The organism is Streptomyces sp. NBC_01439 (assembly GCF_036227605.1).
Lineage (GTDB): Bacteria > Actinomycetota > Actinomycetes > Streptomycetales > Streptomycetaceae > Streptomyces.
In genome coordinates this window covers 2,984,119-3,004,918 of sequence record NZ_CP109487.1, presented here as the reverse complement: position 1 = coordinate 3,004,918, position 20,800 = coordinate 2,984,119, and the positions used below count along the sequence as shown (strand labels likewise).

Below are 20,800 nucleotides of genomic sequence, written 5' to 3'. Positions count from 1 at the left end.
CCCGTGCGGGAGCAGGAAGGGGGCGGCGAGCGCCGAGGCGGCCGTGAGGGCCGTTCGGAGCTGCCGCCCCAGAGCCCCGAGGAGCAGGCGCGGGCGATCTGTCTGCGCCTGCTCACCGGGAGCCCGCGTACCCGGCGCCAGCTCGCGGACGCCCTGCACAAGCGGGGCATCCCCGAGGAGGTGTCGCAACAGGTCCTCTCCCGCTACGAGGAGGTGGGCCTGATCGACGACGCGGCCTTCGCCGGAGCTTGGGTCGAATCCCGGCACCGCGGCCGGGGCCTGGCCCGTCGGGCGCTGGCCCAGGAGCTCCGGACCAAGGGGGTGCACGCCACCCTCGTGGAGGAGGCCCTGGAGCTGCTGGATTCCGATCAGGAAGAGCAGACCGCCCGGGAGCTCGTGGAGCGCAAGCTCCGTTCCACCCGGGGCCTGGAGCGGGACAAGCGGATCCGGCGCCTCGCCGGGATGCTCGCCCGCAAGGGATACCCGGAGGGCATGGCCCTGCGGGTGGTGCGCCGGGCGCTGGAGACGGAGGGCGACGACGCCGACGACCTGGGGTACCCGGGGGAGTGAGCCGGTGGGCCCGGGGTGGGGGTAGCCCCCGGGACCAGACGCCGGGGCACGCCAATGTCAGTCGCCCGGCGCGACGGCAAAGTTGGCCGCATGATGCTGCGTTACGCCCTCCAGACCGTCAGGGACCGCAAGGCGGGTTTCCTCGGCGCCTTCGTCGCACTGCTGTGCGCGGCCGCCCTCGTCACCGCCTGCGGGACACTCCTGGAAACGGGCCTCCGCGGAAAGATCGGCACCGAGCGCTACGCGGCCGCGCCGATCCTCGTCTCCGCCGACCAGAACGTCCACGAGACCACGGTCAAGGAGAAGAAGGGCGGACGGACCAAGACCAAGCACAAGGCCAAACCGGTCGCCGAGCGGGCCTGGCTCCCCGCCGCCACCGTGGACACGGTCCGTGCCGTACCCGGCGTCGAACGGGCCGTCCCCGAGCTCACCTTCCAGGCCGTCCCCCTGCTCGAGGGCCCCGGCGCGCCGGTGGTGCCCCCGTACGGGCACGCCTGGACCTCCGCCGCACTGACCCCCTTCACCCTCAGCGAGGGCCGCGCCCCGCAGAGCGGCGGCGAGGTCGTCGTCGACCGGGCGCTGGCCGCCCGCGCCGGGCTGGAGCCGGGCTCCGAGCTCGCCGTGCAGTCCACCGGCGAACCCAAGACGTACCGGGTCAGCGGGGTCGCGAAGACGGACCGGGGCGCCCGGGGCGACCTCGCGCAGCAGCACGCGCTCTTCTTCAGTGACGACGAGGCCCGGCGCCTCGCCGCCCGCGACGGTCAGGTCAGCGCCATCGGAGTGCTGCCCGCGCCGGGTGTCGGCGCCACCGAGCTCGCCGCCCGGGTCGAGCGGGCACTGCAAGGCACCACGGCGCAGGTCGCCACGGGTGACGGGCGCGGCCCCGTGGAATTCCTCGACGCCGCCGGCGCCCGCATCAAACTGGTCTCCATGGGCGGTGCGATGGGCGGCACCTCGCTGCTCGTCGCGATCCTCGTGGTTGTCGGGACCTTCGCGCTCTCCGTCCAGCAGCGCTACCGCGAACTCGCCCTACTGCGGGCCATCGCCGCCACCCCGGGGCAGCTGCGGCGCATGATCGGCCGGGAAGCACTGCTCGTCGGCCTGGCCGCCGGCGTCGCCGGAGCGCTCGCCGGGCTGCCGCTCGCCGCCTGGCTGCACGGCCGGTTCGTCGACGGCGGGGTCGTCCCCGCCACCTTGGAGCCCACCGCCGGCATCTTCCCGATGTTCGCGGCCGTCGCGGCCAGCCTGCTCGGAGCCTGGGCCGCCGCCCGGATCACCGGCCGCCGGATCGCCCGGATCCGCCCGGCCGAGGCGCTCGCCGAAGCCGCCGTCGAGCGGGGGCGGCCCGGTTGGATCCGCAGCGGACTCGGCGTGCTGCTGCTGGCGGGCGGGGCGGTGCTGGTCGTCGTACTCGGCTCGCTGCGCACCGAGCCGGCCTCCACCCCGGTCACCTTCCTCGCCGTGGTGGTACTGGCCGGGGCGGTTTCGCTGCTCGGCCCGCTGCTCGTACGGGCCGCCACCGCGCTGCTCGCCGGACCGCTGCGGCTGGCCGGCCCGGGCGGTCACCTGGCCACCGCCAACCTGCGCGGGAACGCCACGCGCATGGCCTCCGCCGTCACCCCGCTGGCGCTGCTGATTGGCATGACCTGCACCGTGCTCTTCATCACCCCGACGCTCGGGGACGCCGCCCGGGCCCAGGCCCGCGAGGGGATCCGGGCCCCGTGGGCACTGGCCGCGCAGGGGCCGGGAGTGACGAGGGAGGCCGTCGAGCGGGTCCGGCGCACCCCGGGGGTCACGGCGGCCACCGAGATCGTGCACACCTCGGTACGGGTGGGGCTCACGAAGTACGCCGCGCAGGGCGTGACCCCGGCCGGGCTGACCCGGACCTGGGACCCGGAGGTCACCGGCGGCAGCCTGGACGGCTTCGGCGAGGGGAGCGCGGCGGTGAGCGAACTCGCCGCCGACCAGCTGGGGCTGAAGCCCGGGAGCCCGCTGAAGCTGACGCTGGGGGACGGTACCCCGGTCACGCTGACGGTCTCGGCCGTGTACGCGCGGGGCCTCGGCTTCGGCGATCTGACGCTGCCGCACGGGCTGGTGGCCGCGCACGCGGACAATCCGCTGGCCGCCAGCGTGCTGGTGGCGGCGGAACCGGGTTCGGGGACCGGACGGGAGCAACTGGTCTCCGCGGTCCGGGAGTTCCCGGACGTACGGGTGCTGTCCGCGGTGGACGCCGACGCGGCACGGGCGGAGCGGCAGGACGCCGGGGCGGAGATCAACCTGCTGGCGATGGGACTGGTGCTGGCCTTCACCGCGATCGCGGTGGTGAACACGCTCGCGATGTCGACCGCCGAGCGGTTCCGGGAGTTCGCGATGCTGCGGCTGGCCGGGGCGAAGCGCCGGCAGGTGCTGCGGATGCTGCGGACGGAGGCACTGGCGGTGCTCCTGATCGGGACGGCGCTGGGATCTGGGATCGCGCTGGCCGTACTGACCGCGTTCAGCGTGGGCATGACGGGGGCGGCGGCGCCCGCGGTGCTGCCGGTGGCCTACGCGGCCGTGGTGGGGGTGGCCGGGATGCTGGCCCTGGCGGCCACCGCCCTCCCGGGCCGGGCGGCGTTGCGGGTACCTCCGGTGGAAGTGGCCACGGCCTAGGCGTGCGGCGCCGTTGCCGGGGGCGCTGCCCCCGGAAACGGCGCCGCGAAGGCCGGCGAGGCCGGACCTTCCAGCCCGTCCGGCGTTCGAGAACCGGGTCCGGCCGGAGCCCGGGGGCATCAGGCGGGTGCGACCGGGAGGCCGGCGGACTTCCAGGCCTGGAAGCCGCCGGTCAGGTCTGTCGCGCGGTGGATCCCCAGGGCGTGCAGCGAGGCCGCGGCGAGGCTGGACGCGTAGCCCTCGTTGCAGATCACCACCACCTGGAGGTCGTGGCCCGTGGCCTCGGGGAGGCGGTGGCTGCCCCGTGGGTCCAGGCGCCACTCCAGTTCGTTGCGCTCGACCACCAGCGCGCCCGGGACCAGCCCGTCCCGCTCGCGCAGGGCCTGGTAGCGGATGTCCACCAGGAGGGCCCCGGCGCGGGAGGCGGCGTACGCCTCCCGCGCATCCACGCGGGTGTAGCCCGCGCGGACCCGCTCCAGCAACTCGTCGATGCCGATCGGGGCGCTCACTGCCAGTCCGCCGGACGCTCGACGTGCTCCAGGCTGAGCACCGGGCCGCTGCGGCTGTAGCGGCGGATCAGCGGGAGCGGCGGGTAGTAGGCGTGCACGGAGACCGCGTGCTCGGCCTGCGACTCGTTGAGGACCTCGTGCACGTGGTGTTCCCGGAAGGCGCGCCCCGATCCCGCGGCCAGGGTGCGGCGGCGGTCGACGTCCGGGGCCAGTTCCAGGGACCTCCAGCCCTCCGCGGGCAGGCGCACGGTCAGCGAGTGCTCGGTGAGCCGGCCCCGGGCGGTGGCGAAGGCGCCCCGCGATTCGGCGTGGTCGTGCCAGCCGGTGCCGGTGCCCGGAGGCCAGCCGATCAGCCACGCCTCGCTGCCGCCCGGCCCGTCCAGCCGGATCCAGGTGCGGCCCTCGGGATCGAGTGGCAGCGAGGCCACGACCTCGGCGTCGGCCGCCGTGCGGAGGGCGAAATCGAGGAGCTCGGCGGCCGTGGGGCCGCCGGCCGCCGTCGAGGACTCCAGGGCGTACGGGGGTGCGGATGCGGGTGCAGACATGAAGGGGGACCGTTCCTGGGTTCGCGGAGGTGCGCGCAGGCCGGTGGACGGCACGGGGCGCGCGGAGGGAAGGGCGAATCAGCAGGAAGGGCGACACACGCAGCCCGCGTAGCGGAGCAGGTCCATATGGACCCTCCGCCACAGGCGTACGTCGTTGCCGGTCACTCCGCGAGTGAACCACGGAGTCCCGGAGACGGTCAATCGATCACCGCGGTCGGCGTCGTCGGCATCGGCACCGACGACGCCTGAGCGGGCGCCGGTACCCGGGACGCGGGCGCGCCCGCCCGTAGGGTGTCCGCCGCCTCGTACAGTTCCGCCGGGCGGACCCCCGCGAAGGTCGCCGCCAGGTGCCCGTCCGGCCGCACCAGCAGCACGGTGTGCGCCGGAGCCCCCGGATAGCCGTCCGCGACCAGCAGGTCGGTGCGGACCGGGAGGGCGCTCACCGCCGCGGCGAGTCGGGGCATCAGTCCGGCGCCGAGCCAGTGGCGGCGGTCCCAGACCCCGGTGCCGGGAGCCACCAGGACCACCAGGAACCGGCCCTGCCCGAGCAGGTCCCGCAGCGGCACGGTCGCCCCGTCGGGCGCGGTCACCGCAACGTTCGCCACCGGGCCGCCCGGCTCCGTGGCCGTCGGGACCTCGTGCACGGCGACCGGCGGGGCGTACGTGGGCTCCGAGCCCAGCGGTCCGCGCCCCAGGTGGCCGTCGGTGAGCAGGGATTCGGCGGAACGTGCGGCGCCGGGGAGGTAGGTGCGCAGGCCGCCCCCGGCGCGCAGCGACGGCATCGCCTGGTCGGCCGCGCGCAGGCGGGAGGCGACCGCGGTGCGCCGCTCGCCCTCGTAGCTGTCGAGCAGGGCCTCGGAAGCGCCCTGGTGCCAGGCCAGGGAGAGCTTCCACGCCAGGTTCTCGGCGTCCCGGAGTCCCTCCTCGACCCCTTGGGTGCCGAGCGCGCCCAGCAGGTGCGCGGCGTCTCCGGCGAGGAAGGCGCGGCCGTCGCGCCAGCGGCGGGCGAGGCGGTGGTGCAGGGTGTGGACCCCGGTGTCGATGAGGTCGTACGGGGGTGTCGTGCCGCCGCACCACACCGCGAGGGTGTCGCGGATCAGGGTCACCAGCACGTCGGGGGTCACGAGTTCCCCGCGGGGCGGGAGTAGCCAGTCCAACCGCCACACCCCGTCGCGCAGCGGCCGCGAGGTGACCTCCTGCGGCGGGCTGCGGTGCAGCAAGGCCTCGCCGGGCCAGGGCAGTTCGGTGCGCAGCGCGGCCACGGCGTGCCGCTCCACGGCGGTGCGGCCCGGAAAGCGGATGCCGAGCAGCTTGCGCACGGTGGAGCGGGCGCCGTCGCAGCCGACCAGGTAACTCCCGCGCCACCAGGTGGTTTCGGCGCCCCGGGTGTGCGCGGTGACGCCCCGGCCGTCCTGCTCCAGGGAATCCAGCTTGCTGTCGGTGACCAGCTGGACGAGCGGGTGGGACACGGCGGCGTCGCGCAGTCCGCGCGTCAGTGCGTGTTGCGGCACGTGCAGCGGGGCCTGGCGGTCCTCGAAGGTGATCCGCCGGTCGGTCTGGCGCCGGCGCATCGTGCGCCAGGCGGCGAAGTACGTCCCCTCGTCGCGCAGCGTCGTACAGCCCAGCCGGTGCGCCATGGCCGACGTTTCGGCGTGCAGGACGACGGTACGGGCCGGCCGGACCTCTTCCTTTCCGGGCCCCTCGTCGAGCACGACGGAGGGTACGCCCGCACCTGCCAGGGCGAGCGACAGGGACAGTCCGACGGGTCCCGCGCCGACGACGATCACCGGGTCCATGGCGCGGCTCCCGATGTCCGGTATGTGATCACAGAACGTATGCAACCCACTGTAGGTGCCCGCGTCAAGTGACCCTGGTCGGCGCAGCGGTAAATGGAATCGGAAATTCCGAAAAGGGCGTCAAGGATGGACACTGCAAGGCGGCGGTCATCTGCGTGCGTGAGGACGGCGGCGGCGACGTCAGTGTCCATTCGCTGGAATGGAAGGACGAGCGTGCCCCCTCCTTCATCGCCTGCCCGCCGTTCACCTCGGTAAAGAGCGGCGGCATCATCACGAGGTCCCACTGATGGACTGGATCGCTCGAGGCTCCTCCAGCACGGCCGACGTCGAAGCCGGAAGTCGCATCGATCGGTACAACGCAATGTGGTGCGGCGGATGAATTCCGCCGCACCACACAGACTGAGCAATATGAATGACGTGAGGTCAGAGCCCCAACGGCCCCTGGACCGGGAGGGCCGTCAGATCCCGCCCGAGTTCGCCCCGGTCGCCATGTCGTTCACATCGTTGACGCCGACCACCGCACCGGTGCTCTTCTTCGACTTCCGCAGTCGGCCCTCCAGCAAGGAGGCGAACGAGGTGAGGCCGAAGTTCACGACGATGTAGATCAGTGCGATCACGAAGAGCGTCGGGATGGTGTTGCTGTAGTTGGCCGAGATCTGCCGGTTCATGGAGAGCAGTTCCCCGAAGCCCAGCAGGGCGCCACCGATCGCGGTGTCCTTGAGGATCACCACGAGCTGGCTGACCAGGGCCGGCAGCATCGCCGTCACGGCCTGCGGGATCAGCACGTGGAACATCGTCTGGCCCTTGCGCATGCCGATCGCCTTGGCGGCGTCGCTCTGGCCGTGGGGCAGGGAGAGCACGCCCGCCCGGACGATCTCGGCGATGACGGCCGAGTTGTAGAGGACCAGGCCCGTGACCACGGCCCAGAAGGGCCGGGTGTCGGAGGGGACGTCCATGAGCCGCGGCGCCATCAGCGCGAAGCCGAACAGCATCAGCATCAGCACCGGGATGGCACGGAAGAACTCGACCCACGCGCCGACCGGACCCCGCACCCACGCGTGGTCCGACAGTCGACCGATGCCCAGCAGCGCGCCGAACGGGAGGGCGATCAGCATGGCGAGCGCGCCGGCCTTGAGGGTCTCCACCAGGCCCGGGAGCAGGTACGTGGTCCAGACCCGGCTGTCGGTGACGAAGGGGGACCACTTGTCGGCGTCGAGCTGGCCCTTCTCGCCCATGAGGGACAGCGCCCACCACAGGACGAGCCCGAACAGCACGACGAAGAGCCCGCTGTAGATCCAGTTGCGCGCCTTGGCCTTGGGGCCAGGGGTGTCGTACAGAACGGAACTCATCGCTTCACCGCCACTCGCTTGGCGACCCAGCCCAGCAGAAGGCCGGTGGGCAGGGTCAGCAGGACGAAACCGAGAGCGAAGACAGCGAAGACCGCGAAGAGCGCCTGCGGTTCGTTCTCGAGCATTTCCTTCATCAGCAGGGCCGCTTCGGCCACGCCGATGGTCGCCGCCACCGTGGTGTTCTTGGTGAGTGCGATCAGTACGTTGGCGAGCGGTGCGATGACCGCCCGGAAAGCCTGGGGGAGCACGATCAGGGTGAGCACCTGGAAGAAGCTCAGCCCCAGTGCGCGGGCCGCCTCGGCCTGACCCACGGGCACGGTGTTGATGCCGGAGCGCAGGGCCTCGCAGACGAAGGTGCCGGTGTAGGCGGTCAGTCCGAGGACCGCGAGCCGGAAGCCGATCTCCTTGAACGTGCTGCCGCCCAGGGCGATGCCGAGCGTCTGGTTGAGCCCCAGCGAGCAACCGATGATCAGCAAGGTCAGCGGGGTGTTGCGGACCAGGTTGACGTAGGCGGTGCCGAAGCCCCGCAGCAGCGGGACCGGGCTGACCCGCATCCCCGCCAGGACGGTCCCCCAGATCAGGGATCCGACCGCCGAGTAGAGGGTGAGCTGAACCGTCACCCAGAAGGCTCCGAGCACGTCGTACTGCCCGGAATCAAGAAAATCGAACACGATGCCCTGCGCTCTCCCCAGGATGGCCGGTGAGGTGCGCCGCCGCCCGCGGCAGGCGGGCGGCGACGCTCCTCACCGATGAATCAGCTGCCTTCGGTGATCTGCGGAGCAGGCTCGTTCTTGTAGTTGGCCGGGCCGAGGTTCTTGTCCACGGCCTTCTGCCAGCTGCCGTCCTCGACCATCTTCTTGAGCGCGGCGTTGATCTTGGTCTGGAGCTCCTTGTCGCCCTTCTTCAGACCGATGCCGTAGTTCTCGTTGCTCAGGCTCAGCCCGACCAGCTTGAACTTGCCCTTGTTCTTGTCCTGCGCCGCGTAGCCCGCCAGGATCGAGTTGTCCGTGGTCAGGGCGTCGACGGCCTTGTTCTCCAGGCCGGTGATGCACTCGGAGTAGCCGCCCTGCTCCAGCAGGTCGGCCTCGGGAGCCAGCTTGGTCTTGACGTTCTGCGCCGACGTGGAGCCGGTGACCGAGCAGAGCTTCTTCTTGTTCAGGTCCTCGGCCTTGGTGATGCCCGTTTCGTCGGCGCGGACCAGCAGGTCCTGGTGCGCGAGGAAGTACGGGCCGGCGAAGTCGACCTTCTCCTTGCGCTTGTCGTTGATCGAGTAGGTCGCGACGACGAACTTCACGTCACCGTTCGCGATCAGGTTCTCGCGCTCGGCGCTGACGGCCTGCTTGAACTCGATCTGGTTCGGCTCGTAGCCGAGCTCCTTGGCGACGTAGGTCGCCACGTCGACGTCGAAGCCCGTGTACTTGCCGTCCGGGGTCTTCAGGCCCAGACCGGGCTGGTCGTACTTGATGCCGACGACGATCTTGTCCTTGGCGCCACCGGACGCACCGCCGTCACTGGCGGCGTCCTGCTTGCTGCCGCCACACGCGGTCGCGGTCAGGGACAGGGCGACGGCGACGGCCGCGGCCGCAGCGGCCTTGGAGATCTTCATGGTGAACTTCCCTCGGATGAGACGTGGTTGAACGACGAGCGACGCTTGCGGCGCACGCACGGCAGACAGGAACGATCCGGCGACGATCCGCATACGGATGACTACCAGACGGAAATCTCAGTGGTGCAGGATCTTCGACAGGAAGTCCTTCGCCCGATCGCTGCGCGGGTTGCTGAAGAACTGCTCGGGAGTCGCCTCTTCGACGATCTTTCCGTCGGCCATGAAGACGACCCGGTTGGCGGCGGACCGCGCGAAGCCCATCTCGTGCGTGACGACCACCATCGTCATGCCCTCGCGGGCGAGCTGCTGCATGACCTCCAGCACCTCGTTGATCATTTCCGGGTCCAGGGCCGAGGTCGGCTCGTCGAAGAGCATCACCTTCGGCTCCATGGCGAGCGCCCGGGCGATCGCCACGCGCTGCTGCTGGCCACCGGAGAGCTGTGCCGGGTACTTGTCGGCCTGGGAGCCGACGCCCACCCGCTCCAGCAGGGACAGCGCCTTCGCGTGGGCCGTGGCCTTGTCGGTCTTGCGGACCTTCAGCTGGCCCAGCATGACGTTCTGCAGCACCGTCTTGTGCGCGAAGAGGTTGAACGACTGGAACACCATGCCGACGTCGGCGCGCAGCCGGGCCAGTTCCTTGCCCTCGGAGGGCAGGTCCTTCCCGTCGAGCGTGATGGTGCCCGAGTCGATGGTCTCCAGCCGGTTGATGGTCCGGCACAGCGTGGACTTGCCCGATCCCGAGGGACCGATCACCACGACTACCTCACCGCGGGCAATGCTCAGATCGATGTCCTGAAGCACGTGCAGCGCGCCGAAGTGCTTGTTGACGTTGCTCAGTACGACCAGGTCGTCTGCGGCACCGGCCGCGTCCTGCACGTCCTTGGTCACTGATACTCCGCTCATCGGCTTCTTGCTCCGTCCTCCTCGGTTGGCAGGACAGTAGTGACGTGACGCGCACAACGTCATCACATCTGAGGGAGAATTGAGGATAACGATCCGGCCTCTTCCCGATACGCTCCGTGCGCGACACCGGTGTGGTCGATCATGTCCGCGTACCGGGTGCATAACGGAAGGCGCGCCGGGGCGGGACCCTCTTGACGTGGGACTCCGTATCGGCGTGGATGCATGGTGGCCCTACGTGCGGCCCTGCGTGTGACCATGCGCAGTGAAGCCCGAGTGAGACAAGAGGAGAGGGGGACGACATGAGACTGCTGCTCGTCGAGGACGACGATCACGTCGCGGCAGCCCTGTCCGCGATCCTCGCCCGCCACGGCTTCCAGGTCACCCACGCCCGCAACGGCGAAGAGGCCCTCCAGGCGCTCCTGCCCGCCGGCGCGCCGACCTGCCCCCAGCCCTACGGCGTGATCCTGCTCGACCTCGGTCTGCCCGATCAGGACGGCTACGAGGTGTGCGGCAAGATCCGCAAGCGCACCGCCACCCCCGTGATCATGGTGACCGCGCGGGCCGACGTACGCTCCCGCATCCACGGCCTGAACATGGGCGCCGACGACTACGTGGTCAAGCCCTACGACACCGGCGAGCTCCTCGCCCGCATCCACGCCGTCGCCCGGCGCACCGGCGCCTCCGAAGAGGTCGCCGGCACCGGTACGGCCGCCACGGTCCGCCTCGGCCCCGTCAGCATCGAGCTGCCCAACCGCCGGGTGAGCGTGGACGGCGCCGACGTGCCCCTCACCCGCAAGGAGTTCGACCTGCTGGCCCTGCTCGCGCAGCGGCCCGGCGTCGTCTTCCGCCGCGAGCAGATCATCAGCGAGGTGTGGCGCACCAGCTGGGAGGGGACCGGGCGCACCCTGGAGGTGCACGTCGCCTCGCTCCGCTCCAAACTGCGCATGCCCGCCCTCATCGAGACCGTCCGAGGGGTGGGCTACCGGCTCGTCGCCCCGGCCGCTCCCTAGGAACCTTCTGTCGTGCGTGCCCGTCTGCTCCCGCTGCTCGTCATCCTGATGGCGGGCACGCTGCTCGCCCTCGGCTTCCCGCTCGCCGTGAGCCTGGCCGCCGGGCAGCAGCAGCGGGTGGTGGTCGACCGGATCGACGACAGCGCCCGCTTCGCCGCCCTCGCACAGTTCTTCATCGACGCCGAGGGTTCCGGATCCATGGGCGCCGCCGAGCGCCGCGAGACCCTCGGGCAGGAACTCGCCCGCTACCAAACGCTGTACGGGATCCGCGCCGGCATCTTCTACCGGGACGACAACGCCCTGGCTCGGTCCCCGGGCTGGTGGCAGCTCCCGGATTCCCGCGAGGGGCGCCGGGCCCTGGAGCAGGCGCTGGCCGGCCGGCGCAGCCACGATCCGCCGCAGGTGTGGCCCTGGCAGACCGACGGCAAACTGCTCGTCATCTCCCCGGTCGTCCTCGACGGGGACGTGGTCGCGGTCGTCGCCACCGAATCCCCGACCGACCAGATGCGCGCCCGGATCCTGAAGGGCTGGCTGCTGATCGTGGGCGGACTCGCCGCCGCCATGCTGGTCGCCTTCGGCGCCGCCCTCAAGCTCACCAGCTGGGTCCTCAAGCCCGTCCAGACCTTGGACGCGGCCGCCCACGGCATCGCCACCGGACGGATGAACTCGCGGGTCGCGGCCGCCGGCGGGCCCCCGGAACTCCAACGCCTGGCCCACTCGTTCAACGAGATGGCCGACAACGTCGAAGAGGTCCTGGAACAGCAGCGCGCGTTCGTCGCCGACGCCTCCCACCAGCTGCGCAATCCGCTCGCGGCGCTGCTCCTGCGGATCGAGCTGCTCGCCCTCGAACTGCCAGAGGGGAACGAGGAGATCGCCTCCGTGCGCACCGAGGGCAAGCGCCTGACCCAGGTCCTAGACGACCTGCTGGACCTGGCGCTGGCCGAGCACGCCTCCGCCGAGATCAGCCTCACCGACATCGGGGCCCTGACGGCCGAGCGGGTCGCCGCGTGGCGCCCCTACGCCGAGGAGAAGGGCGTACGGCTCACCGAGACGGGCCGCAGCGCCATCACCGGCTGGGCCGACCCCATCGCCCTGTCCAGTGCGCTCGACGCGGTCATCGACAACGCCCTCAAATTCACCCCCGCGGGCGAGGAGGTCGAGGTTTCGGTCTCCACCGAGGGGCGCACCGTCCGCGTGGCCGTCGCAGACCGCGGCCCCGGCCTCACCGAGGACGAGCTGCTCCGCGTCGGCGACCGGTTCTGGCGCAGCGGCCGCCACCAGAACGTCAAGGGTTCCGGGCTCGGCCTGTCGATCTCCCGTGCCCTGCTCGCCGCGGGCGGCGGGTCCCTCTCCTACGAGAAGAACCCGCCGCACGGGCTGCGGGTGACGGTGGCCGTCCCGCGCACCGACCCCCAGGGCGGCTGAGCCACAGACCCCCTGTCCGGCTACCAGACGAGGGCGGTGCGGGCCGCCTCCGACACCGCGTACAGCTCGTCGACGGCCCGGACCTCGAAGGCCGCCGCCCGTTCCCGTCCGGCGCGCGGGACGGCGGGCAGGTACAGGGCGGTGCCGCAGGTGCCCCCGAGGAAGCGCCGCGTGCCGTCGGGCAGGACCCGCCACACCTCGTAGTGGCGCGGCCGCCCGTCGGGGCCGGCCGCCGCCCGCCAGGACAGACGCACCCGGGCCCGGCCGTCCTGCCGGGACGAGGCGTCCACGACCAGTGCGGTGGGAGGCACCGGGCGCCGGGTGCGGGTCTCGTCGCGCACCGACACGGCGCCGATCCGCCACACCACCGGTCCCTTCCCGAGCGCGGTGATCCGTACCGCGAGGCCGTACGCGGTCCTGCCGGCCAGTGCCGTCAGAGCGGCCCGCGTCGTGCGCCAGCCCCGCCCACCGTCCCGGGTCGCGGCCGGCAGCCACGTGTACGGGACGGGCTCGCCGGGGCCGGACGGCTCGCGGACGGCCACGCCGACCTCCACCGCGATCCCCGCCGCGGCTTTCGCCGTGATCTCCGCGGCGACCGGCTCCGGTCCGGTGGCGTGCACCAGCTCCAGGACCGACCCGCGGGTCAGCGGCAGCCGTGTGGAGTGCAGCCCGATGGTCACCGGGGCGGTCAGCTCGCCCTCGACCAGCAGGCTGGAGCCGCCGCGCCAGGCGCTCGCGAAGTCCAGGGTGACCGAGGGGCGCGCCCCGGCGGTGTCGACCGCCCAGCGGCGGCCGGGGAGCCGGTCCTGGAGCCCGAGGTGGTTCCAGGGCGTGTCCGAAACGACCCTGCCGCTGTCGTACCAGCGCAGCCCGTGCCCGGTGTTGAAGGAGCAGGCGAAGGGGAGCCCGGTGACGGTGGACCGGTCGGCGACGGCCGTCGCCGGCGCCCGCCAGCGGGCCCCGGGCGCCGGCCGGGCCGGGTCCAGGGACTCGCCCGTCCAGAACCGGTCGTCGGCACGGTGGAAGGCGCCGGGGGAGCGGTCGGTGAGGTGGTTGCGGGTCCACTCGGGCCGGTAGAAGCCGTAGCTGACGACGTGGTCCCGCCCGCGCGGGACGATCGCGTCCCAGTCGACGACCGCGTCCCAGCCGCGGGATTCGGTGTCGACCGCGGCCCACAGGTCGTGGCGGGAGCGGCCGAGGCGGTCGGCGAGCGTGCCCGAGGCGGCCAGGGTGTCCGGGGTCCAACGGAAGTCCACGAACATCGTGTCCGAGACCGTCCCGGCCCGGTCCTCGAAGAACTCCTGGTTGAGCGCGTTGAGGGCGCCCTGCCAGCCCACCCGGCCGGTGTTGTTCATGGCGTCGTACCAGGTGGTGCGCAGTCCGTGCGGCTCGCCGGCCGCCCGCAGGGCGCGCAGGAACTCCCGCATCCGGGTGGCGAGCGCGCTGTCCCCGCCGTCGGTCTCGGCGTTCACGAACCAGCCGTCGAAGCCGTAGGTCCGCGCCACCTCGACCAGCTTGTCGGCGATCGGGAAGCGGCCCAGGGAGTCCCGCCGCACCAGGTCGCAGGTCCACCGCAGGTCGCCGCCGTAGGCGACGGGCGGCAGGAACACGTTGCCCAGCACCCGGACGCCGTTGCGGTGGGCGGCGTCGACCACCGGCGCGTTCGGCGCGAGCACGATGCCCTCGCCGGCCGAACCGCCCCAGAAGACCAGCTCGTCGATGTACGCCCAGTGCGTGAGCGCGTAGTGGTCGGCGGTCGGGGAGCCCTGGGACGGGTTCCCGGCCGTGGGCCCGAAGGAGACCAGGGAGGCGATGCGGGCCTGGCCGGCGCGGGCGTCCCGGTTCGCCGGGACCGGGGTGAACCGCTGCGCCAGTGGCACGGTCGAGGTGTTGTGGGCCAGATCGGGATCGCTCTCGGGGGTCCACCGGCTCAGCGAGCGCCACACGATCCCGGGACCGGGGGCCCCCGACGGGAGGGAGTCCGGGAACCAGTACGAGGCGTACGGGGCCAGGTCGACCGGTGCCGGTGCCGGTGCCGGTGCCGCGGCGGGCGCTCTCACCGGTAAGGGCGCGGGCGCGGCGGCGGCCCGGGCGCGGCCCGCCAGACCCAGCAGCACGGCGGCCCCGGCCCCGGTGACCAGCACCCTGCGCCGGGTCGGCCGTACCGAGGCGGGCGGCGTACGCGGATCGACGACGTCGTCGGTCTCGGGCATGCGGGGCTCCTCACGAAGGGATCGGGGGACCGGGAGATCGGCCGGTCAGGTCACGTCGTGCACGCGCAGCACCTCGGTGATGCCGCGCGCGGCCAGATGGGCGGGGTCCGCGGCACGCTCCGCGAGGACCACCGCGGGGCGCACCCCCTGGGCCGTCAGCGAGGCCCAGGCTTCGAAGAACGCGCCGCCCGGGGCGCACACCGAGCGCCCCGGAGCCTGCGCCCCCGCACCGACGTCCACGGCGAGCGCGGTGGACCGCGGCGCCGGGCGGTGCGCGCGGCCCCGCCACCGCGCGGCGATCCGGGAGACGGCGGCGCCGGCCGGCTTGGTCCGGCGGTCGTTGGTGAGCAGGCCGAGGCCGTACTCCAGCTCCGGGAAGTCCGCCAGCTCCCGGGACACGTCGTGCGAGCACCACCAGGTCACGCCCCACAGGTCCGGGCAGTCCAGGGCGTTGGCGACGGTGGCCTCGGTGAAGCGCGCCGCGTGCGCGGGCGGGATCAACGGCGCCGGGGCACCGACCTCTTGGAGCCACACCGGGCGGTGCGGGTCCAGGGCCCAGGCCTTGGAGAGCTCGATCAGGTACGCGGCATGGTGCTCCGTCGCCGTCCCGCTCCGGCCGTGGCGCTGCGCGGTGCCGTTGAACACCCAGGAGTGCACGGCGGTGACCCCGCCCAGCCGGGCCGCATGGGCCGCCGTGAACGGGTGTCCGTCCCGGTACCAGGCCGCGTCGTACTCGGCATGCAGGTGCAGCCGCCCTGGTGCGCCCTCCTCGCAGGCGGCGAGCATCCGCTCCAGCCAGCGGGCGGCCTGGTCCGGGGTGATCCGGTCGGGGTCGGGGTGCGGGGCGCCGGAGAACTGGTTGATCTCGTTGCCGACCGTCATGCCCAGGAAGTTCGGCCGGTCGGCGAGGGCCGCGGCCAGCGTGCGCAAGTACTCCTCCTGCCCGGCGACCACGTCCGGGTCGGTGAAGATGTTGCGCCGGTGCCAGGTCCGGGTCCAGGCGGGCAGGAAGTCGAAGCTCGACAAGTGCCCCTGCAGCCCGTCCACGTTGACGTCGAGCCCGCGTTCGGCGGCCGCGTCGGCGAGCGCGACGAGCTGCTCGACGGCGCGCGGCCGGATCAGCGTCCGGTTCGGCTGGAAGACCGGCCACAGCGGGAAGACGCGGACGTGGTCCAACCCGAGCGCGGCGATCGAATCGAGGTCGGCCCGCACCTCGTCGAGGTCGAAGTCCAGCCAGTGGTGGAACCAGCCGCGGGCCGGCGTGTAGTTGGCGCCGAAGCGGAGCACGTCATCGTGCACGGGGCGTCCTGGAGTTCTGGAGGACTTCATCGGATGCGCCACAACCTGCCGGTGCCGATCGGGAAAGTCAACAGGGCCCCTGACCATGCGCTTATGCGCTTCAGCCCAGTTGACACAAGGGTTCTAGGTGAAGATCCTGAGGAAACTAATGCGCTTTAGTTACGGCCGGCTGAAACGAAGTGCGTGGAAATGGACAGCGGTATTTCGGTCACGCGGTCGCCGCTTCGGGCCCGTTCTGCCTCGGGCCGTACGGGGGCGGCCGCACCGCCGACCGGAGCGCACCGGCCCGGGGGGTTCGAGGACGTGGGGATGGTGACCGGGCCCAACGGCCCCGCCCCGAAAGGGCCGTGGGTGGCGGCGCCCGATCCGGCCGCGGCCGTCGCCCCGGGCGCGCGGGGCCCCATACGGGCCTACGCCGGTTCGCCGTAGGGGACTTGGCCGGTCACCGTGCCGCGGCCCGACTCCCGCACGTTCCGGTGGACCGGGCGGCCGAGGTGGACTTCGAGCCACGGCCGCCGCTCGACGCACCCCCCGGAAGACCAATGGATCGTCATAAAAGCGGCCTGTCGGGGCAGGATCGCGTACGGTCCGGCCATTGCCGTCCGTATTCCGCCACGTGTGACGCACCCGAAGGACGAATGAGGCAGGCCATGGCCCGCAGACCCACGATCAAGGACATCGCCCGGCAGGCCGGCGTGTCGGAGAGCGCCGTCTCCTTCGCGCTCAACGGCCGGCCGGGCGTCTCGCAGGACACCCGGGCCCGGATCCGGCGCGTCGCCGAGGAACTCGGCTGGCAGCCCAACAGTGCGGCCCGGGCCCTGTCCGGCGAACGCTCCGGAGCCGTCGGCCTGGTCCTCGCCCGGCCCGCGCACACGCTCGGCGTCGAGTCGTTCTTCCTCCAGCTCGTCTCCGGCATCCAGGAGGTCCTCTCCGCGGCCCGCACCGCCCTGTTGTTCCAGGTCGTCGAGGACATCGACGCCGAATGCGCGGTCTACCGCCGCTGGTGGGCCGAGCGACGGGTCGACGGCGTGCTCGTCGTCGACCCGCGGACCAGCGACCCGAGACCGGCGCTCCTGGAGGGACTGGCCCTGCCCGCGGTCACCATCGGCGAGGCCCTCTTCCCGGACGGCGGCGCGGCCACCGGTCTCGAGGGCAGGACAGGGCCCTCCTCGGCTCCCGCCCAGGATCCGGCCCAGGATCCGGCCCAGGCTTCCACCCAGGCCCAGGCCCCGGCTCCCTCCGCGGCTCTGTCCGCGGCTCTGTCTTCCGTCCGGGCCGACGACGCCGGCGCCATGGCACAGGTCCTCGAGCACCTGTACGGGCTCGGCCACCGCAGGATCGTGCACGTCGCCGGGCTCCCCGGCCTCGCCCACACGGTCCGCCGGATGGAGTCCCTCCGGACCGAGGCCGCACGTCGCGGCCTGGGTCCGGACCAAGTGCGCTCGGTGGTCACCGACTACTCCGACGCCGAGGGCGCGGCGGCCACGCGACGGGTCCTGGCCGAGCCGGATCCACCCACGGCGCTCGTCTACGACAACGACGTGATGGCCGTGGCCGGGCGCGCGGTCGCCGCCGAGCTGAGCATCCCGGTTCCGGGCCGGCTCTCGATCGTGGCCTGGGACGATTCCGCCCTCTGCCGGGTCACCCATCCCCGGCTCACCGCTCTCGTACGGGACACCGCCGGCTTCGGTCGGCTGGCCGCCGAGGAACTCCTGGCCGTCCTCGCGGGCAGCCCGCCCGGGGTGCGGATCAGCGAGCGGCCGAGGCTGGAGCCTCGCGAGAGCACGGCGCCGCCCCCGGCGCATACTTAATCCTGAAAACCTTCCTGGAGCCGCCACCGTGATCATTCCCAGCGCCCCGTTCCCCGCACCACGGGCCGCCGCAGCGGCCGCCGGACCGACGGTCGCGATCGACGTCGGCGGTACGAAGATTGCCGGTGCGCTGGTGCAACCCGACGGCACGATGACGGCCACCACCCGCCGCCCGACCCCGCGCGGGGCGGACGCCGACGGGGTCATGGCGGCGGTCGCCGAGGTCGTCGCCGACCTCTCCGAGTCGCCGCTTTGGGCCTCGGCGGTCCGCTGCGGGATCGGCAGCGCCGGCCCGGTGGACACCTCCCGGGGCACGGTCAGCCCGGTCAACATCGGGGCCTGGCGGGAATTCCCGGTCCAAGAGCGGGTCGTGGCGGAGCTCGCGGCGCGCGGGGCCGACCTGCCGACCGTGCTGGCCGGTGACGGGGTGGCGATGACCGCTGCCGAGCACTGGCTGGGTGCGGCCCGGGGCCACGCGAACGCCCTGTGCATGGTGGTCTCCACGGGCGTGGGCGGTGGCCTGATCCTGAACAACCAGCTCCACCCCGGCCCCACGGGCAACGCGGGGCACATCGGCCACATGAGTGTGGCGTTCGACGGCGAGCCGTGCGTGTGCGGCGGCCATGGGTGCGTCGAGTCGATCGCCTCCGGTACGGCGATCGCCCGCTGGGCCCTGGACCAGGGCTGGACGCCGTCGGGCACGGCGGGGGCCGGCGCAGGTGTCGGCGTGACCGGTGCGAAGGGCGCGGCCGGCCGGCCTGACGCCACGGCAGCGGGAGTGGCAGCTGCCGCCGCCGAGGGCGACCCGGTCGCCCTGGCCGCCTTCGACCGGGCGGGCCGCGCCCTGGCCGCCGCCATCGCGGCCACCGCGACCCTCGTGGAGACGGACATCGCGGTCATCGGCGGTGGAGTGGCCGCGGCCGGCGACATCCTCTTCGCCCCGATCCGCAGCCACCTCGCGGCCTACGCCACGCTCTCGTTCGTCAAGGACATCCAGGTGGTGCCGGCGATGCTGGGCACCCATGCGGGGCTGATCGGCGCGGCCGCGGCAGCGACCATGCTGCTGCCTTCGCCACCGTCCCCTTCGTGAACCCCAGGACGCTCAGGGCTTGACGGACCGGTAGTACCGGCGTGCGCCTTCGTGCAGGTCCAGCGGGTCGGTGTAGATCGCCGTCCGCAGGTCCACGAGCTGCGCCGCGTGCACCTCGCGCCCGACGAGGTCGCGGCTGAGGATCACCGTCCGCGTCAGCTGCTCGGTGAGCTGCGGGTCGGTTCCCGCCGTGGTCACCAGCAGGTTCGGCACGGCCAGGGTCGATACCGAGCTGGTGTTGCGCGCCCGCGTGTAGACGTCCTGCGGCATCACGGCCGTCCGGTAGTAGCGTGCCGGGCTGCCGCTCTCCTGGAGCGGTTCCATCAGGTCACCGAGCGGTACGAGCCGGATGTCGAAGCGCTCCGACAGCTCCTTCACGGCGTTCGTCGGCAGGCCGCCGGACCAGAAGAACGCGTCGATCCGGCCGGCCTCCAGCTCACCCGGCATGGTGTCGATGCCGATCGACACCGGCGTGATGTCCAGAACCGGGTCGATCTTCGCCGCCTTCAACAGTCGCTCCGAGACCAGCCGCACGCCGGAGCCCGGCTGACCGATCGCGACCCGCTTGCCGCTCAGGTCCCGGGCCGACTGCACCGGGGAGCCGGCCGGAACCACCAGCTGCACGTAGTCGTCGTACAGCCGTGCGACCCCGCGCAGTCGGTCCGCGCCGGGCTTCTTGTCGAGCTGGTACTTGGCGACCGCGTCCGCCGTCGCCACCGTGAAGTCCGCCTCGCCGGTGGCCAGCCGCTTCAGGTTCTCCTGCGAGCCCTCGCTGGTCTGCAGGAGCACGTCCACTCCTGGCATGTCCCGGCCCAGCGCCTGCTCCAGCAGTTGCCCGTACCGGTGGTAGACCCCGGTTCGCGCGCCCGTGCTGAAGGTCAGCTCGCCTTCCAGTTCCGGCTGCCCGAAGGGCTTGAGCCACCACGTCAGGACCCCGAGCACGGCGAGTACCGCCACCAGGACCCGCAGGGCGTGGCGCCTGCTGATCCGGGGCGGTACGAGAGGCATGGCCGCGATCCTGCCACCCGTCCGCCGTCCTGTCACGGCGCGGGCCGTCCGGGGGCTCCCGAGCGGAGCCTTCCCAGCAGCTTGCGGGCGGCCGGCCCGGACGGTCCGTCCGTGCGCCAGGCCAGCGCGACCCTCCCGCTCAGTTCCGGCTCGGTGATCCGCAGCGCGCACAGTCCGTTGCCGTTGCCGTTGCCGTTGCCGTTGCCGACGCCGGCACGCTGGCCTGCTGCCGACTCCGCCCCGGACGGCACCACCGCCACCCCCAAGCCCCGCGCGGCCAGCCGGACCAGCACGGCGGGCGCCGCCGCCTCGAAGTCCACCCGCGGGGCGAAGCCCGCCTGCGCACAGGCCCGCTCCAGCACCCCGCGCAGCCCGGTCCCGCGCGGCAGACCGATCAAGGACCGCCCGCGCAGTGCGGCCAGCGGGATCCGGCCGTTCACGGCGGCCGCCACCAGCGGATCGTCCACCCGCACCGCCGCGACCAGGGGTTCGTCGAGGACCACCTGGCAGGAGACGTCCGGCGGCGGTTCCCCCGAGAGGCCGACCACCGCCAGGTCCAGCTCCCCGCGCAGCAGGGCGGCCAGCATCCGCTCAGAGGTGTCCTCGGAGAGCGAGATCTCCACCCCGGGGTGCTCGTCGTGGAAGGCCCCGAGCACCTCCACCACGTCGAACCCGCCCACCACGGCCCCGGCCGCCCCCGGTACCAGCCCGAGTGCCACCCGCCCGCGCAGCAGGCCGGAGAACTCCTCGGCCGTCCGCCGCACGCCCTCCACCGCCGCGAGCACGGCCCGCGCGTACGTGAGCACCGCCCGGCCCGCCTCCGTCGGGGTCACCCGCCGCCCGGACCGGTCCAGCAGCCGCTGCCCGAGCTCGCGTTCCAGTTGTGCGACCTGTGCGCTCACCCCGGGCTGCGACACGTGCAGCCGCGCCCCGGCCCGCGTGAAGCCGCCCTCCTCCACCACGGCCACGAAATAGCGCAGCTGAGCCAGTTCCATAAGCCTGGATTCTAGATTGCAG

Annotated in this window: 19 protein-coding genes; 7 read left to right on the top strand and 12 right to left on the bottom strand. The window is 72.7% G+C overall.

Annotated features, from left to right (window positions below; all coding sequences use genetic code 11):
* The first annotated feature begins 3 nt into the window (after nt 1-3).
* Complete coding sequence (gene recX, locus OG207_RS12850; protein WP_329098720.1) at nt 4-570, top strand: recombination regulator RecX; 567 nt, start codon at nt 4-6, stop codon at nt 568-570.
* A gap of 90 nt (nt 571-660) precedes the next feature.
* Nucleotides 661-3,219, top strand: a complete 2,559-nt coding sequence (locus tag OG207_RS12845) for an FtsX-like permease family protein (protein WP_329098718.1) — start codon at nt 661-663, stop codon at nt 3,217-3,219.
* Between the two features lie 119 nt (nt 3,220-3,338).
* Here the strand turns inward: OG207_RS12845 and OG207_RS12840 are convergent, their stop codons facing one another.
* The 4 genes from OG207_RS12840 to OG207_RS12830 form a co-directional block, all read right to left on the bottom strand.
* On the bottom strand, nt 3,339-3,728 hold the full coding sequence (locus OG207_RS12840; RefSeq protein ID WP_402695294.1) for a rhodanese-like domain-containing protein: 390 nt from the start codon (nt 3,726-3,728) through the stop codon (nt 3,339-3,341).
* Complete coding sequence (locus tag OG207_RS12835) at nt 3,725-4,273, bottom strand: cysteine dioxygenase (RefSeq protein WP_329098716.1); 549 nt, start codon at nt 4,271-4,273, stop codon at nt 3,725-3,727. The genes OG207_RS12840 and OG207_RS12835 overlap by 4 nt, the downstream gene beginning before the upstream one ends.
* Nucleotides 4,274-4,351: 78 nt before the next feature.
* Nucleotides 4,352-4,438: a putative leader peptide gene (locus OG207_RS44065; protein WP_311318651.1), complete on the bottom strand. Its 87-nt coding sequence runs from the start codon at nt 4,436-4,438 to the stop codon at nt 4,352-4,354.
* Nucleotides 4,439-4,470: 32 nt separating this feature from the next.
* Nucleotides 4,471-6,069: an FAD-dependent oxidoreductase gene (locus OG207_RS12830; RefSeq protein ID WP_329098714.1), complete on the bottom strand. Its 1,599-nt coding sequence runs from the start codon at nt 6,067-6,069 to the stop codon at nt 4,471-4,473.
* Between the two features lie 68 nt (nt 6,070-6,137).
* Between OG207_RS12830 and OG207_RS12825 the strand changes: the two genes are divergently transcribed.
* Nucleotides 6,138-6,356: a hypothetical protein gene (locus OG207_RS12825; RefSeq protein WP_329098712.1), complete on the top strand. Its 219-nt coding sequence runs from the start codon at nt 6,138-6,140 to the stop codon at nt 6,354-6,356.
* A gap of 171 nt (nt 6,357-6,527) precedes the next feature.
* Here the strand turns inward: OG207_RS12825 and OG207_RS12820 are convergent, their stop codons facing one another.
* The 4 genes from OG207_RS12820 to OG207_RS12805 form a co-directional block, all read right to left on the bottom strand.
* Entirely contained in the window at nt 6,528-7,418 is an 891-nt protein-coding gene (locus OG207_RS12820) for an amino acid ABC transporter permease (protein WP_329098710.1), read from the bottom strand.
* The gene (locus OG207_RS12815; RefSeq protein ID WP_329098708.1) at nt 7,415-8,089 is read right to left on the bottom strand and encodes an amino acid ABC transporter permease; all 675 of its coding nucleotides are present in this window, start codon (nt 8,087-8,089) and stop codon (nt 7,415-7,417) included. Before OG207_RS12815 ends, OG207_RS12820 begins: the two co-directional genes overlap by 4 nt.
* Nucleotides 8,090-8,172: 83 nt before the next feature.
* The gene (locus OG207_RS12810; protein ID WP_329098706.1) at nt 8,173-9,024 is read right to left on the bottom strand and encodes a glutamate ABC transporter substrate-binding protein; all 852 of its coding nucleotides are present in this window, start codon (nt 9,022-9,024) and stop codon (nt 8,173-8,175) included.
* 117 nt (nt 9,025-9,141) lie between these two features.
* Complete coding sequence (locus OG207_RS12805; RefSeq protein ID WP_329098705.1) at nt 9,142-9,927, bottom strand: amino acid ABC transporter ATP-binding protein; 786 nt, start codon at nt 9,925-9,927, stop codon at nt 9,142-9,144.
* A 299-nt stretch (nt 9,928-10,226) separates the two neighbouring features.
* Here OG207_RS12805 and OG207_RS12800 point away from each other — a divergent pair, with 299 nt between their 5' ends.
* Nucleotides 10,227-10,937: a response regulator transcription factor gene (locus OG207_RS12800; RefSeq protein WP_329098704.1), complete on the top strand. Its 711-nt coding sequence runs from the start codon at nt 10,227-10,229 to the stop codon at nt 10,935-10,937.
* Between the two features lie 12 nt (nt 10,938-10,949).
* Entirely contained in the window at nt 10,950-12,362 is a 1,413-nt protein-coding gene (locus OG207_RS12795) for a sensor histidine kinase (RefSeq protein WP_329098702.1), read from the top strand.
* 20 nt (nt 12,363-12,382) lie between these two features.
* Here the strand turns inward: OG207_RS12795 and OG207_RS12790 are convergent, their stop codons facing one another.
* Nucleotides 12,383-14,575 carry an endo-beta-N-acetylglucosaminidase gene (locus OG207_RS12790; RefSeq protein ID WP_329098700.1) on the bottom strand — a complete coding sequence of 731 codons (2,193 nt, stop codon included), beginning with the start codon at nt 14,573-14,575 and terminating at the stop codon, nt 12,383-12,385.
* A gap of 45 nt (nt 14,576-14,620) precedes the next feature.
* On the bottom strand, nt 14,621-15,904 hold the full coding sequence (locus OG207_RS12785) for a glycoside hydrolase 5 family protein (RefSeq protein ID WP_402695295.1): 1,284 nt from the start codon (nt 15,902-15,904) through the stop codon (nt 14,621-14,623).
* Between the two features lie 620 nt (nt 15,905-16,524).
* On the opposite strand from OG207_RS12785, the gene OG207_RS12780 reads away from it, so the two are divergent.
* Both OG207_RS12780 and OG207_RS12775 read left to right on the top strand, forming a co-directional pair.
* Nucleotides 16,525-17,685: a LacI family DNA-binding transcriptional regulator gene (locus OG207_RS12780; RefSeq protein ID WP_329098696.1), complete on the top strand. Its 1,161-nt coding sequence runs from the start codon at nt 16,525-16,527 to the stop codon at nt 17,683-17,685.
* Nucleotides 17,686-17,719: 34 nt separating this feature from the next.
* Nucleotides 17,720-18,775, top strand: a complete 1,056-nt coding sequence (locus tag OG207_RS12775; protein WP_329107585.1) for an ROK family protein — start codon at nt 17,720-17,722, stop codon at nt 18,773-18,775.
* Between the two features lie 12 nt (nt 18,776-18,787).
* Here the strand turns inward: OG207_RS12775 and OG207_RS12770 are convergent, their stop codons facing one another.
* A complete protein-coding gene (locus OG207_RS12770) occupies nt 18,788-19,783 on the bottom strand; it encodes a TAXI family TRAP transporter solute-binding subunit (RefSeq protein WP_329098695.1) in 996 nt (331 codons plus the stop codon).
* Between the two features lie 32 nt (nt 19,784-19,815).
* Nucleotides 19,816-20,778, bottom strand: a complete 963-nt coding sequence (locus tag OG207_RS12765; RefSeq protein ID WP_329098692.1) for a LysR family transcriptional regulator — start codon at nt 20,776-20,778, stop codon at nt 19,816-19,818.
* Nucleotides 20,779-20,800: the final 22 nt, after the last annotated feature.